General features: G+C 44.1%; 14 protein-coding genes. 1 reads left to right on the forward strand and 13 read right to left on the reverse strand.

From position 1 onward, the window contains the following. Window positions 1-241 precede the first annotated feature (241 nt). The 3 genes from ESE_RS0108775 to ESE_RS0108785 all read right to left on the reverse strand — a co-directional run bounded on the left by ESE_RS0108775 (window position 242) and on the right by ESE_RS0108785 (window position 3,187). The gene (locus ESE_RS0108775) at window positions 242-1,564 is read right to left on the reverse strand and encodes an LCP family protein (protein ID WP_010373972.1); all 1,323 of its coding nucleotides are present in this window, start codon (window positions 1,562-1,564) and stop codon (window positions 242-244) included. A 181-nt stretch (window positions 1,565-1,745) separates the two neighbouring features. Beyond that, entirely contained in the window at window positions 1,746-2,702 is a 957-nt protein-coding gene (locus tag ESE_RS0108780) for a thymidylate synthase (protein WP_010373974.1), read from the reverse strand. Beyond that, window positions 2,702-3,187 carry a ComE operon protein 2 gene (locus tag ESE_RS0108785; RefSeq protein WP_010373976.1) on the reverse strand — a complete coding sequence of 162 codons (486 nt, stop codon included), beginning with the start codon at window positions 3,185-3,187 and terminating at the stop codon, window positions 2,702-2,704. Before ESE_RS0108785 ends, ESE_RS0108780 begins: the two co-directional genes overlap by 1 nt. Window positions 3,188-3,597: 410 nt before the next feature. Here ESE_RS0108785 and ESE_RS0108790 point away from each other — a divergent pair, with 410 nt between their 5' ends. Further along, the gene (locus ESE_RS0108790; RefSeq protein ID WP_010373978.1) at window positions 3,598-3,831 is read left to right on the forward strand and encodes a Veg family protein; all 234 of its coding nucleotides are present in this window, start codon (window positions 3,598-3,600) and stop codon (window positions 3,829-3,831) included. A gap of 52 nt (window positions 3,832-3,883) precedes the next feature. Here the strand turns inward: ESE_RS0108790 and ESE_RS0108795 are convergent, their stop codons facing one another. The 10 genes from ESE_RS0108795 to ESE_RS0108840 form a co-directional block, all read right to left on the reverse strand. Beyond that, the gene (locus ESE_RS0108795) at window positions 3,884-5,248 is read right to left on the reverse strand and encodes a hemolysin family protein (RefSeq protein ID WP_010373980.1); all 1,365 of its coding nucleotides are present in this window, start codon (window positions 5,246-5,248) and stop codon (window positions 3,884-3,886) included. 88 nt (window positions 5,249-5,336) lie between these two features. Then, window positions 5,337-6,707 (reverse strand): hemolysin family protein, encoded by a 1,371-nt coding sequence (locus ESE_RS11605; RefSeq protein ID WP_010373982.1) that lies wholly within the window; start codon window positions 6,705-6,707, stop codon window positions 5,337-5,339. 59 nt (window positions 6,708-6,766) lie between these two features. Then, the gene (rsmA, locus tag ESE_RS0108805; RefSeq protein ID WP_010373984.1) at window positions 6,767-7,663 is read right to left on the reverse strand and encodes a 16S rRNA (adenine(1518)-N(6)/adenine(1519)-N(6))-dimethyltransferase RsmA; all 897 of its coding nucleotides are present in this window, start codon (window positions 7,661-7,663) and stop codon (window positions 6,767-6,769) included. Beyond that, on the reverse strand, window positions 7,663-8,223 hold the full coding sequence (gene rnmV / locus ESE_RS0108810) for a ribonuclease M5 (RefSeq protein ID WP_010373986.1): 561 nt from the start codon (window positions 8,221-8,223) through the stop codon (window positions 7,663-7,665). Before rnmV ends, rsmA begins: the two co-directional genes overlap by 1 nt. Next, window positions 8,223-9,029 carry a TatD family hydrolase gene (locus ESE_RS0108815; RefSeq protein WP_010373988.1) on the reverse strand — a complete coding sequence of 269 codons (807 nt, stop codon included), beginning with the start codon at window positions 9,027-9,029 and terminating at the stop codon, window positions 8,223-8,225. The genes rnmV and ESE_RS0108815 overlap by 1 nt, the downstream gene beginning before the upstream one ends. Before the next feature lie 169 nt (window positions 9,030-9,198). Continuing rightward, window positions 9,199-11,352 (reverse strand): cation:proton antiporter domain-containing protein, encoded by a 2,154-nt coding sequence (locus ESE_RS0108820; protein ID WP_010373989.1) that lies wholly within the window; start codon window positions 11,350-11,352, stop codon window positions 9,199-9,201. Window positions 11,353-11,477: 125 nt separating this feature from the next. Continuing rightward, window positions 11,478-13,472 (reverse strand): methionine--tRNA ligase, encoded by a 1,995-nt coding sequence (gene metG / locus ESE_RS0108825; RefSeq protein WP_010373991.1) that lies wholly within the window; start codon window positions 13,470-13,472, stop codon window positions 11,478-11,480. Between the two features lie 133 nt (window positions 13,473-13,605). Further along, on the reverse strand, window positions 13,606-14,022 hold the full coding sequence (locus ESE_RS0108830) for a cupin domain-containing protein (RefSeq protein ID WP_010373993.1): 417 nt from the start codon (window positions 14,020-14,022) through the stop codon (window positions 13,606-13,608). A gap of 32 nt (window positions 14,023-14,054) precedes the next feature. Next, entirely contained in the window at window positions 14,055-14,384 is a 330-nt protein-coding gene (locus tag ESE_RS0108835; RefSeq protein ID WP_010373995.1) for a hypothetical protein, read from the reverse strand. Window positions 14,385-14,537: 153 nt separating this feature from the next. Further along, window positions 14,538-14,765: a hypothetical protein gene (locus ESE_RS0108840; RefSeq protein WP_010373996.1), complete on the reverse strand. Its 228-nt coding sequence runs from the start codon at window positions 14,763-14,765 to the stop codon at window positions 14,538-14,540. Between the last annotated feature and the right edge of the window lie 82 nt (window positions 14,766-14,847).

Raw genomic sequence — 14,847 nt, forward strand, 5'->3', positions numbered from 1 at the left:
ACACGCATGTGCATTCGTATGTTTAATTTCAATCATTTTCATGACTTTACCATGCTTCAGAAATGTAAATGATATGTAACTCCCCAATTACGTTCAATTCAGTTACACATGCTGACAAGTTCAGTCTATTGTAGGTGCCACAAAAATGCAAACGCTTTCATTTTTCAATGGGTCGAAATTTTCGGCTAGAAAAAAAGAACGAGACTAGGGATTTTATCCTAGTCTCGTTCTTTTTCAGTCATTATTGACCATAATAATTGGTTGTTGCTCCGGTCGTATCAGCCGTCGTCCCCGTACCATACGTCGTGGCACCAGTCGTTGCGTCTGTATCCGTCGCTGTGCTACTGTCATCCGATTCAGAATCATCAATATCAGAAGCGCCCGTTGTTACTAAACCGTTTGCCAACAACGTTGCCGCTGTGACTTCACCACCGTACATGTTACCAGTCTTCTTGTGCTTCAAGCCCAATGACTTGCGCAAAACATTAGTTACACGCTGCTTTTCTTCTGGTGAAATCAGCTCAGAAGATCCCGAAGACAAGGTCACTTCAGTTCCTTGAGCATGATCAGTCTTGATATTCTTCGCAGCACTCAAGTACTTCGAAATAATTGTCGTCATATCTCCAAAGGTCAAATCAGTCTTCGTTGAATCTGACAAAGTATCCAAGAACTTCGCATTCACAAGCTTCGTTGGATTACTCTTTGCCTTATCAACGATTGCTTCAAGCACCATACGCTGGCGCTCCTGGCGACCGTAATCACCTTGCGGATCATCATAACGCATACGAGAGAATGCCAACGCTGCCTTACCATCCATCTTATGGTAAGTGTGCGTCACGCCGTCTTGGGCCGTAAACGTGTACGTTGATGATCCCTTCTTAAAGCTAAACAAGTATCCTGCGTCATCATGCGCCGTATAAGGGTTATACGCAAAGGTTAGCGGTGACTTTACCTTCACCCCATCAAGTTCATTAATGACCTTTTCCATACCGCCCATGTTAACAAGCGCGTAGAAATCAATCGGTACATTTAACCAATCTTGAATGGTTTGAATAGTCGTCTTGGCTGAACCAAATTCGTAAGCTGAATTCAACTTTTGTGGGAATTCATCTTCATAACCAACGGGGGCAATCACCGAATCACGTGGCAATGACATAATCGTCACTTTATCCAGCTTTGGATTAACGGTCACGAGCATCAATGAATCTGTACGCCCCTTATAGTCACGTCCCAGTTCCCCCGTATCAGTTCCCAATAGTAAAATTGAGAATGGCTTACCGTCTGACAACACATCTGACACGTCGCGGGCTTTTTTCAAACCGGTGCTTTGATAAGCATCATCCACAGCGTTCTTTGTATTATTGTAGGCAATACCAAACATCACTCCCACGGCCAATACAATCACAGCTACGACCGCCAAAATTGTATTACGTACCCGCACTTTGTCGAACTTTGGCCCGTCCCCTTTGGGATTCATATTCGGCATCCGTACCTTACTCAGCGGGTTATTAGCCGCACGTTCTGCCTCTCGACGCGCAGAACGTGAATTTGGCTCATTATCCATGAGCGTCTCCTCTCTTACCTGGTCAGTAACCAGGCAATCAACTTTCTTGACTGTTTTAGTTATCTTTTTAATATTACGAGCTAGAACTTTAATGAAACTTATCGTAACCTATTCATTTTAATACAAAAAGGACGCCCCGTCAGCATATCTAGCAACGGAGCGTCTTTTTCATGTCTATTTTTTAAACAGCTACTGGTGCCTTAATCGACTTAGCCGGCTTATAGCCTTCTACTTTAATATCATCCATCGTATAGTCAAAAATCGATTTTACATCTGGATTCAATACTAATTGTGGTAATTCAACCATCTCGCGTGACAACTGTTCAGTCACTTGTGCAATGTGATTAGAGTAAATGTGGGCATCCCCCAACGTGTGGACAAATTCACCCGCTTCAAGCCCCGTTTGTGCGGCAACCATATGCAACAAGAGCGAATATGACGCAATGTTAAATGGCACGCCCAAGAAAATATCTGCCGAGCGTTGGTACAGTTGCAAGCTCAACTTGCCATCGGCCACATAAAACTGGAAAAGCGTGTGACATGGTGGCAATGCTTGTGATGGCACATCTTCAGGATTCCACGCCGTTACAATCAACCGTCGCGAATTAGGGTTTGTCTTAATTTGGTTGACCACATCGTCAATTTGATCGATAAATCCACCCTGCACCTTACGCCAATGACGCCATTGCGCACCATAAACATCCCCAAGTTCACCATATTGCTTAGCAAATGCATCATCTGCTAGGATTCGGTCCACAAACAATTGATGTTGTTCATCATATTGGGCCTTAAACGCTTCATCGACTAAGGAGCGGCGCCCAAAATCAGTCATATCTGGACCAGTGTAATCTGCTGATTCAATCCAGTTCTTAAAGGCCCACTCATCCCAAATATGATTGTTGTGTTCCAAGAGGAATCGAATATTGGTATTTCCTTGCAAAAACCACAACAACTCACTCTTAATCAAACCAAACGGCACTCGCTTTGTTGTGAGCAGCGGGAAACCCTCCGCCATGTCAAAGCGCATCTGGCGACCAAAAAGCGACCGCGTCCCCGTCCCCGTTCGGTCACCTTTGGCATGCCCCGTCTCCAACACTTCTTGCGCTAAATCTAGGTATGCTTGTTCATTCTGACTCATTAGTTCTCCTCCATCACGTACTTTTCAAAATCGACTAACTGAACATCCGCTTGCGTCAATGGCACTTGTTGCAAGGCGACATTTTTCGCCTCAATTAATGACATTGCAAATTCGTCATTATTATAATTACGCAAATAGTTTATTTTCTTAATACCTGCTTGTAACAAGAACTTCGTGCAGTGGACGCACGGAAAATCTGTCACGTAGATTTCAGCACCTTCTGCTGCAATTCCCATCTTTGCTAATTGCATCAAGGCATTTTGTTCGGCGTGAACTGCCCGAATGCAGTGTCCATCTACCAGTAAATCACCAACTTCCGTGCAATGTGGTGTGCCGGTTACTGAACCGTTATAGCCACTCGCAATGATTCGGCCATCTTTGACGACTACCGCACCAACGTGTAGGCGTGTACAGGTACTACGTGAAGCCAGCATCGCCGCTTGCATCATAAAATACGCTGGCCAGCCAATTCGTTCGTCTTTCATTATCGCATTCCCCTCTTGCTGTGTTTGTAATTCAAGATTAACAGAATTCACGAACTATACAAGTCTTGACTTATTACATAGTACGGCAATTGATTGCGTGTCATTTATCTAATGTTCGGCGAAACACAACACAATCATTCGCGCTAAATCAGAACGTTTGCTTTTCCAACGATTCTCCCAAACCACTTGTTGCGCTATTCGGGATTATGGCATTTTGCACCCAGAACTTTATCATTATCTCTAAAAATCTAATTTTACAAAATGCTTGATAAAATTATTTTGTATTGTTAATTTTCTTTTTTTGTGCTAAAATTAACAACAGGTTTGGTGCACACTTTTTGCGCACCGGTTTTACGCAGCGATTTCATTTGTCGCTGGTTGTGAGGACAGCCTCACGAAAGGAGTGCCTTATGCCTGCAGCATTAGCAGAAATTAAGCAACAATTAGACGATCACATCGGCGAGCCAATTACGTTGGTTACCCACGAGAGCCGCCACCGTACGATTGAGCACGAAGCTGTCGTACGCGAAACGTTCCGTTCAGTATTCGTATTGGACTTGAAGCAAGATGGTAATGAATTTGACCGTGCTTCATTCAGCTACACGGATATCTTGACGGACAACATCGAGATCACTTTCGCCTAAAAATTAAAATCCCTGAGCGACAAATTGTCGCTCAGGGATTTTTTGTTACCTATTATTCAGTTTCCGCATCCGGCGCCACGTCATTTGATCGACGTGAGACTTCGAATTCGTTAATATATGCATCCTTGAAGTCGAGTGGCTTAATGTCAAAGTCTACGACGCGAATTGCTTCACCCACAGTTGGGTTTGGCTTTTCTTCCAAGAAGTACCCCGTTAACGTCACCATTTCTGAGTCATCAAATGGGCGAATATCCGTATGGAAGTATCGTTCGAAATCATACAACGTCATCTTACCAGATACCTTATAGTGCATGTTACCCTTTTCGTCTGATCCCATCTTTTCGACTAAATCATCCGCAACAGCGTCCATTTCATCACGCACTGAACCAAACAGCTCTTCATAAATATCCTTGTCCGTCACAATACCTGACGTACCACCATATTCATCCTTCACAATCACAATTGGCGTCCGGCGCGCAATCATCTCTTGCAAAACATCTTGAATTGGCATATTTTCAGAAATCGTTGGCATCCGACGAATAATCTTACGAACTGAAATTTGGTCATTCACTTGCGACTGACGCATCAAATCGTAGTTAAAGACGTAACCTAAAATCTTGTCCTTGTCATTATCAGCAACCACTGGGAAGCGTGAGTGCTTCGTCTCAAAATAGCGTTGTAACGTATCATGCACCGTGTCTGTAATATCAACAACATCCAATTGGGTCCGGTCAATCATAATATCTGCCGCAACCTTGTCATTCATTTCAAAGGCACGTTGCATAAAGACGTAATCTTCTTCATCCAATTGTCCACTACGCGCTGCGGTACGTGACAAACTCAAAATTTCAGCTTCTGAGTAAACTTCATCGCCTTCACTAGCTGGCTTCATACCGAACAAGCGTGTGACACCTGTCGCAGAGACATTCAGCAACCACACGAATGGATAGAAAATGATGTGGAACAAGCGCAATGGCGTTGCCACAAATAATGACACCTTAACTGGGAAATCAATTGAAACGTTTTTGGGCACCAATTCGGTAAAGACCACCTCAACATACGTCAACAAAACCAACGCAATAATTGAAGCAATCACGCCTGAGCTTGGCCCCGTCATTTTTTGCAAAAGACCCGCATCCAACAACAAGTGTGCAATCGTCTCTTCACCCATCCAACCAAGAATCAAACCAGACAACGTAATTCCCACTTGGGTCGTTGAGAGATACTCATTCAAGTTTTCAACCATGTGAATCGTTGTCGCAATTTTACGCGAGGGTTTTTCGCGACTCTCTTGCAACTCAATTAGCGCACTTTTGCGGACCTTAACCAAGGCAAATTCAGCCGCCACAAACAGCGTTGCAAATAGCAACACAATAATAATGACAACAACTGAACCCCATAATTGTCCTTCACTCAATTTTATCTTCCTACTTTCTTTTTATACATATTCAATGTCCCAATTATAACAAAAAACCCTGATAGGTATCAGGGTTTTGCTTACATGCTTAATTATTTTGTTGGTCTTCATTTGAAGCATCATCAACTTCAGCTTCAGGCAAAGCCACGACCTCAAACTCTTCAATATACGCATCCTTGAAGTCCAAGGCCGTAATTTCAAAGTTATTAATCTTAATGGCTTCACCAACTTGGAAGTCAGGATGATCGTCTAGGACATATCCCGTCAACGTCACCATTTCTGAATCTTCGAAAGACTTGATTTCTGTCTTAAAGAATCGCTCAAAGTCGTACAACGTCATCTTTCCAGACACCTTGTAGTGCATGTTACCATCTTCGTCAGAACCAAGCTTTTGAATCAAATCATCTGAGACATCATCGATTTCATCACGTACCGTGCCGAACAATTCTTCGTAAACGTCCTTGTCCGTAACGATACCTGATGTTCCACCATATTCGTCCTTAACAACAACGATTGGGGCACGGTGTTCAATCATTTCTTGCAACACTTCCGTGATTGGTTGGTTTTCAGAAACGACTGGCAAGTTACGCAACACTGTTCGAACAGAAGCATTCATACTCAAACGGCCTTGACGAACCAAATCATATGAAAAGACATAACCCAGGATCTTATCCTTATCATTATCTGCCACTACCGGCATACGTGAGAACTTTTCCTCAAGGTACAAGTTCAACGCATCACCGATTGTATCCGTAACATTAACAACTGTTAATTGCGTACGGTCGATCATAATATCAACCGCCACCTTATCGTTCATTTCAAAGGCACGCTTCATGAACGTCAAATCTTCTTCGTCAATTTCACCAGCATCCGCGGCGTCCTTAGACAAAGACAAAATTTCATTTTCAGAATAAATATCTTCATCGGGATGTGCATTAAATCCAAGCAGCTTCGTAACCCCTGCGGCCGTTCGATCAAACAACCAAATCAAAGGATACAAAACAATGTGGAAAAACATCACGGGACGCACAATGAACAATAGCACCTTAACCGGTTGGTCAATCGCAATGTTCTTTGGCACCAAATCGGTAAAGACCGCGTGGATAAAGGTAAAGATCAAAATTGCCGCGATAGATGCCACACTGTGTGCAATAGCTGGTGGCAACACACCTGATGAGATAATCAAGCTGGCAATAAACGCCTCACCTAACCAACCCAAAATCAATGACGTCAGCGTAATACCAACTTGGGCAGTTGATAGATACTCTGTCATGTGGTGTGTCATGTTAATCGCATGTGTTAAATTTTTTGATGGTCGCTTACGTGCCTCTTGTAGCGCACGCAAGGCTGAAGGACGCACCTTAACCAGTGAGTACTCAGTCAATGTAAACAAGACTGCCAGCAACAAAATGATAATAATCACAACAATATTGGTCATAATAGACGGACCGGAATCCATAATTTTTTTACCTCTTCTTTAATAAAAATATTTTGTAATAAGAAATATTATAGCAAAAATCAGGCGTTGTAAACACCCGCATCAAATAATGCGTTATGTAGTTCAACAAATCGCTCCAAAGAAAGCTTTTCAGCACGGGTCCGTGGGTCAAGATCAATGGCCGCCAACGCTGCCGTTAACTTCGCCTGCATCGCTTCACCCTTACCAAATGCCGTTGTTAAATTGTTCCACAAAGTCTTACGACGCATGACAAAGCCAATCTTAAACAGCTCAAATAAGCGCTTTTCATCACGTGGTTGAATGGCCAATGGCTCACGTGGCGTTAATGAGATAATTGCTGAATCAACGTTTGGATTTGGCACAAACGCTGTTCGTGAAACCGTAAAGGCCAATTTCGCATTCATGCGATATTGAACGGCCAAGGTTAATGAACCGTAATCCTTTGTACCTGGTTCAGCTGACAAGCGATCAGCAACTTCCTTTTGCATCATCACCACGATATTATCGAAATGAATACCTGATTGCAAAACTTGCATTAAAATCGGCGTCGTAATGTAGTATGGCAAGTTGGCGACCAACTTCAATGGTGCGGTCACATCCTCAAATTGCTTGGCAAATTCCTTTTCCAAATCAACCTTCAAAATGTCATTGTGCACAATTGTGACGTTATCATAGGGTGCCATAGTGTGGTCCAAAACTGGAATCAAGCGGTCATCAATTTCAAAGGCCACAACTTGCTTAGCGGCCCGGGCCAACTGCTCCGTCAACGCCCCGATACCAGGTCCGATTTCAACAACGTTGTCAGTCTTTTGCACATCCCCAGCTGCCACAATATTTTTCAAAATATTGATATCAGTCAAAAAGTTTTGTCCCAAAGACTTCTTCGTGTTGATACCAAATTGGTTCATAATCGCTTGCGTACGCACAGGCGTCGCAATATCAGGTACATCAGACATTAATTCTTCTCCTCGTCCATCTCTTGCAAGACGGTGTTTAATTCTTCATTCGTCACGCCAAACATATTTAAGCGCTTCAACAGTTGTTTGCCATTAACATATCCTAAGCCTAGGCGTTCTGACACGTGTTCACGGCGTTGGGCGGCGTTGGCCCCGGCCATTAAGCCTAGCCTAATTAAATCTGCTCGCGTAATGTCGGATGACATATCCACATCACTTGCCGTGTACACCTTGCTTAGCGCCTGCTGAATATCAGCTGCCGATGCATACTCAATGCCTAAACTATGATGCTTGATTTGGCGGCCGGCCTCATCTTTTGTTAAAAAAGCATGTTTGGCATCTGGCACGACTGCTGTAATCAGCTTACGCAAGCGCTCACCGTTGAAATCAGGGTCCGTAAAGACAATGATGCCCCGTGTTTGTGCAGCCCGCTGAATCGCTTGTAACGTCGCCTCAGACAACGCCGACCCATTCGTTTCAATCGTATCTGCCGCCACCGCATGGCGCAGTACTTCCGTATCAGCCTTACCTTCAACAACAATCACTTCTTTAATCTTCATTACTTGTCCAAGCGCCACAAGCGGTGGGCGTTTTCTGTCGTAATGGCAGCTAAATCATTGTATGACATGCCAAGTTGCTCAGCAATGTTCGCAATCGTGTAACGGACAAACATTGGTTCGTTTTGCTTACCACGCATTGGCGTTGGTGCCAAATAAGGTGCATCCGTCTCAACTAGCAGACGATCCAACGGCACTGACTGCAATGTTTCATGGACATCCTTAGCATTTTTAAATGTGGCAATTCCTGAAAATGAAATATACATCCCCAAATCCAAGAATTGCTTGGCTTCATCTGCCGTACCCGTAAAGGAGTGCATCACACCACCAAACTCTGCGACGTTTGCATCCTTCAAAACATCATACGTATCCGCCGTTGCTTCACGTGTGTGGATTGTCACTGGCTTGTGGAACTCACGTGCCAAGTCTAATTGTTGCTTAAAGACCGCTTTTTGCACATCTGGGGTTGGGTTTTCTTCCCAGTAATAGTCCAAGCCCATTTCACCAACACCAACAACCGCCGGGTCAGCTAATTGTTCGCGCAAAGTGGCAATATCTTCAGGCTTAAAGTCGCCACTTTCGCCCGGTTGCCAACCAACGATGGCATTTACCCCTTCAAATTCATGAGCGATTTCAATGGCACGTTGATTACCGATTGTATCGTAACCAACCACATTCATTTCAACGACACGATATTCACGTGCACGTGCCCAGTAAGCCGCCACATCATGCCAGAAAGCTTCATCATTCAAGTGCGTGTGCGTATCAAAGCTGTCTGCTGGACGCTTTGTTGGATCGTAAATTGCCATGTTATCTCCTAATTCTAAACGTTTGTGATACTTACTATTCTATCACAGCAACCATGCCCATATAAATCATGCCCCTTCATGATTTGTCTAAAAAAACGTCCGGCGAAAGGCATGTTAAAAACCCCACCGCTAACCAAGAACGAAATCGGTTAACGATGAGGTTTTTATCCTACTCTTCTGAGTCAGTCGCTAAAACTAATGCTTGTGCAGACGTGACTTCGTTATATAGTTCATTAATTAACGCTGCACTGAAACGGTCATTTTGCCGACCATCCTGTACGTACGTCAATTCTGCCCCTAGCGCCCCCAATAGCACCGCTTGCTCTTCAGCCGTGGATACTTGTTGGTCGTGGAAACGATCACGTTCTTGCGCAGCTACATCGCGCAGTGCCACCACATAACGTGGATCTTCGTCGCTTGATTCAGCCTGCGCAATAAATTCCGTCACCGCCGGTTCACTAATTTCCGCAATTTCCGTAAATACCAATTCACGACTCGATTGGTACTTGGCGACGGCGTCTTCTGGACTGCGGTAATTCATCTGCTTGACGGCCGCAAATTTTTTCTGCATCCGCAAGGTTTGTTCCAAATCGCGCTGTTCATGTTCTGTTAGCGTACGCCTTGCCGCCTTACGCTGTAACCGATCAACTCGTCGTTGCATCTTAGCTGCAATTTTATGCATACGTTCTTCAGGTTTAATTTGGCGGGTATTTACCAGTCGTAGCACCACCCCTTCCAAAATACGGAACCACATCCGAACATTATTTGTGCCGCGAGCCCAGCGTGCATCAGCATTCGCTTTCACACGGCGATAGTAAACCATCGTTGCTTGCGAGACTAAGCCAGCATCAATCGCGGCATCTACTGCATCGTCTGTGACCCGTTGAATATCGGTTTGCGCCCGTTGCCAGAGCGCCCGGTCCAATTGATCAGCCCCATATCCCAGCTGATCTTGTAGTTGGCCAATCACATTCCGCTTAACAGAATTAGAAACATTCAGTGTCTCAACATATGCCATACCTGCGTTAATCATCGCAATATGTGCTTGCGAGTACTCGGTCATATCATAATCAGCCTGAACCTTTGGCAAAAGACGTGGCAAGATAAACAAGGGTGCCACCAAGCTGACAATAATCACGGTAGCCGCAATCAAGAGCAACATATCACGGTGTGGGAATGCCTGACCATTTGTTAATGTCAACGGCAATGAAAAAGCCATGGCCATCGTCACAGTTCCGTGAACGCCACCTAATGCAAAAATCCACGCATCACGATTTTTATGTGCCTGATCAACCATTGATGCCATCGGCGAATCGCGGTCGACGCGTGCAATCATAATGTGCCTAAATGCCGTCATCACGGCATAAATTGCCAAACCAATCCCAATGTACCCTAACCATGTCACGATTGGCTCATGAAGATACGTCCTAAATACTCGTACCAATGACAAGCCTAACAACACAAACACGAGTCCATTCAATAACTGTGAAACAATCGTTGTTAATTGATTATTCAAGTTATTTAATTGTGATGACATAAATTGCGTGTGGTGTTTTTCTTCGTTCGAGATAATCCCCATCACAACCACCGCGATAATGCCTGAGACGCCAGTGTGTTCTGCCAGCCCATATACGAGAATTGGCGATAGAAGGTAAATCATAACGTGCGCTACCGTATCGTCAAATTGGGCCCTCAAGAGGTGCTGACGGATATATAACAACACCACCCCGGCAAGTGCCCCGACAATAGCGCCACCACCTGCGACGACTAAGAATTCTTCAAAGCCGTGGACGAATGAAAATGTTCCCGTATTCATCCAAAGAAGGGCCAACTCCAGAACCACCAAACCAGTGGCGTCATTGAATAATGATTCCAAATTTAAGGCCCGGCCAATCCCCTTAGGAACTGCCAGCCCTTCTGTAACTGACTCTAATGCAGTGGCATCCGTTGGTGTGACAATTGCAGCCAACGCCAACGCCATCGGTAACGCCCAACCAATGGCCCAGTGGCCGAATAACATCAACACCACAACCGTCATCACAGCAATAATTCCAGCCAAACTAATAATGGCACGGAAGTTTTTAGATACCAATCGCACGTCAGTTCGTTGACCTTCATAAAATAGCAATGGCGCGATTATCAGCATCATAAACCATTCCGGGTCAAGCTCTACGACTGAATGGCGCAACACTGGGATCATTGCCAGAATAATGCCACCTAAGATTTGCCAAAATGCCTTGGGTACTCGTGGCATTGCTTGCGACAAGAGGTTCGCAATAATAATGGTGAGTATCATCGGCACCAGCGTATAAAATATTGTCATAATTCTTTCCTGTTTTCAGAATATTACAGCAGATCAGGCTTCTAACCCCTATCATTGCTGATTGATACCCTTATTTTAACAAAAAGGAAGCGATGTATCGGCCATCGCTTCCTTAATTTCATGTATTAACCTAGTTCAGAACCAGCTTCAATTTCATCTGGCAAGATTGTCAAAATAACATTGCCATCCTTTTCGGCAGACAACAACATACCTTCTGACATTTCACCCATCATCTTACGTGGCTTCAAGTTAGCAACGAAGGCAACCTTCTTACCAACCAATCCAGCGTACTCTGGGTACCACTTCTTGATACCTGACAAAATGGTGCGACCTTCCTTAGTACCGTCGTTCAACTTGAAGCGCAACAACTTGTTTGACTTATCAACTTCGGTAACTTTCAAAATTTCAGCCACACGCATCTCAACCTTGTCGAAATCGTCAAATTCAATCAAGTCCTTTGTTGGGACTTCGATATATGACGCTTCTGTCTCTTCAGCAGGCTTAGCAGCCCCACCAGTCATCTCATCGCGGATGTAAGCAACTTCAGCTTCTACATCAACACGTGGGAAGATTGGCTCACCCTTGGCAACAACCTTACCACCGGCTGGCAAATCTTCAAACTTCAAATCAGCAATTTGCAAGTTTGATTCTGCCAAACCAAGTTGGTGGAAAATTTGCTTTGGTGCACGAGTCAAGGCTGGTTGCAACAAGATAGCAGCAACACGCAATGCAGCGGCCAAGTGCGCCATTACTGATGCCAACTTGTCAGCTTGTGCCTCATCCTTGGCCAAAGTCCATGGCGTTGTCTCGTCGATGTACTTGTTAGCACGTGAAATCAACTTCCAAACTTCAGCCAACGCATCAGCGGTGCGCATTGCTTGCATGTTTTCATTGTAAGCCTTGATAACATCGTTAGCCGTTTGAACCAAATCAGCATCGAATTCAGTTGCACCTGAGTTCAAAGCTGGGATAACGCCATCTTCGTACTTGTTAATCATTGCAACAGTACGGTTCAATAGGTTACCCAAATCGTTAGCCAAATCATAGTTCAACTTTGATACGAAGTCTTCTGGTGTAAAGATACCATCATTTCCGTAAGGCATTGCACGCAACAAGTAGTAACGTACTGCATCGATGCCGTAACGGTCAGCCAATGTATCAGGGTACACAACGTTACCCTTAGACTTTGACATCTTACCATCACGCATCGTCAACCAACCGTGACCCAACACTTGCTTTGGCAATGGCAAGCCCAAAGCGTGGAGCATGATTGGCCAGTAAATCGTGTGGAAACGAACGATTTCCTTACCAACTAGTTGGACGTTAGCAGGCCAGAACTTATCAAACAACGTCGTGTCATCTGATCCGTATCCCAAGGCCGTAATGTAGTTAGACAAGGCATCGATCCAGACGTACACAACGTGCTTAGGATCAGATAGCACGGGAACACCCCACTTAAAGGCTGTACGCGTAACTGCCAAATCTTCCAAACCTGGCTTGATAAAGTTGCTAATCATCTCGTTCATACGAGATTCTGGTTGAATAAATTCAGGATGTGACTTGTAGTAGTCCAACAACCAGTCTGCATACTTACCCATGCGGAAGAAGTATGACTCTTCCTTAACCAACTCAACTTCGTGACCTGAAGGCGCCTTACCACCGATAACCTTACCGTTTTCGTCACGGTAAACCTCGGCCAATTGTGACTCCGTAAAGTACTCTTCGTCATCAACAGAGTACCAACCTTCATACTCACCCTTGTAGATGTCGTCTTGATCCAAGAATTGTTGGAAAATCTTTTGGATGGCCTTTTCGTGGAAGTCATCAGTCGTACGGATAAAGCCATCATTCGTGATGTCCAAATCAGCCCACAACTTTTGAATATCAGCAGCCATGCCATCAACGTATTGTTGTGGCGTCATGTTCAACTTTTCTGCTTTTTGTTCAATCTTCAAACCGTGCTCATCAGTACCCGTTAAGAAGTAAACATCTTCGTTCAACAAACGGTGGTAACGCGCTGCCGCGTCAGCCAAAACCGTTGTGTAAGTGTTACCGATGTGCAACTTACCAGATGGATAGTAAATCGGCGTTGTAATATAGAACGTGTTCTTGTCTGCCATTTTCTTTATACCTCCCGCCACTACGAATGGGTAGGGCGTCATTTTTTAAACTGCAGGTGTCTCCTGCAATGTCTGCCTTTTATTATATCAAATTATGGCCTAACTGAGAGGGCTTTTCACATGAACCAAAAAATCAAACTAATGTCTGTACGTCGACGTCAGCAATCAACCGATCAAGTTGCTCATCCGCATGCCAATCCGTCGGTTCACTGTCACCAAACTTAACATTATGTGTCACGGCGTGTGCTTCTTGATAGATATTATGTGACTGCCTTGCAGGCACAACAAAATAATCACCAGTTTGGTACACAGTTAGTTTCAGTTCATCATTCGCCTCATACGTCGCAAGAACAACTTTGCCGGTCTGCACAATGTAGACTTCCTGATACTTTTCATGATAGTGGCTATTCTGCCATGCACCTGTTTGATTAACGGTTCTCGTATATGAACTACCATCTGTAGCTACTAAGCCAAGTCGGGCCTCGCCGTTTGGCATTAGCCGAAAATTCGTTTTAACACCATACTGCGTTGCAACTTCTTTTTCTTCCATAAGACAAGCCTCCTTTTAAAAAAAGCTGGCTTTTATAGGTGATATTGGGCCGTCAAGGATTGGCCACCACCATTCGCCACATAGCCGGCACCGCCTTTATTTATCATCCGACGTAAAGCCGTTAACTCTATTGAAATTTCACTTGGTACTTTCGTGGCATCTGATAATTTCAAAAAATACAACGAGTTTGATAATTTACTAGCAACTGTTTGTGGTAGTTGTTGCTGTTGCTGATGATCCGCTTTAGCCATGTTCACTAATTTTTCAGCCTCGGGATAATCTGCACCGTCTATCTTTCTCGACATCGTCTCTAATAACTCATCAATTTGTTTATCCAATTGTTTTACACCAAATCCAAACATATGTAGGTCCCCCTTTGTGTACGTTTTAACAGTACACCGGAATTTTAACGCACGCAAATACACCTGTTAACCCATTATTAAATTTTTTTGTATCATATTTAGGCTATGATACAAAAAGAGCTTGAGACAGTAGCAACTATCCCAATCTATCAATTACTTTTTAACTGCATCTCCGTAAGCTGCAAAATTATTTTCCGTAGCCGTCACGCGCACATTAACTACTTCATCAGCACCAATCTTATCAGCCGCCTTAGCTAAATCCTTCAAAGCCCCCTCTACTGACATACCCAATCCAGATACAATTTGAATTTGTTCAAGCCCTGCTGGCACTTCGCCAACTGTCATTGGTAACTTAAAGTCATCTCCACCAAATAGTCCCATTACACTGTCCTCCGCCTTTTTAGTTGGCTTTATTGTACCTATTAATCATCAATTTTGCAGAGTTGGTGTTTTTTGAATGTAC

It is taken from the genome of Weissella cibaria KACC 11862, assembly GCF_000193635.1.
Lineage (GTDB): Bacteria > Bacillota > Bacilli > Lactobacillales > Lactobacillaceae > Weissella > Weissella cibaria.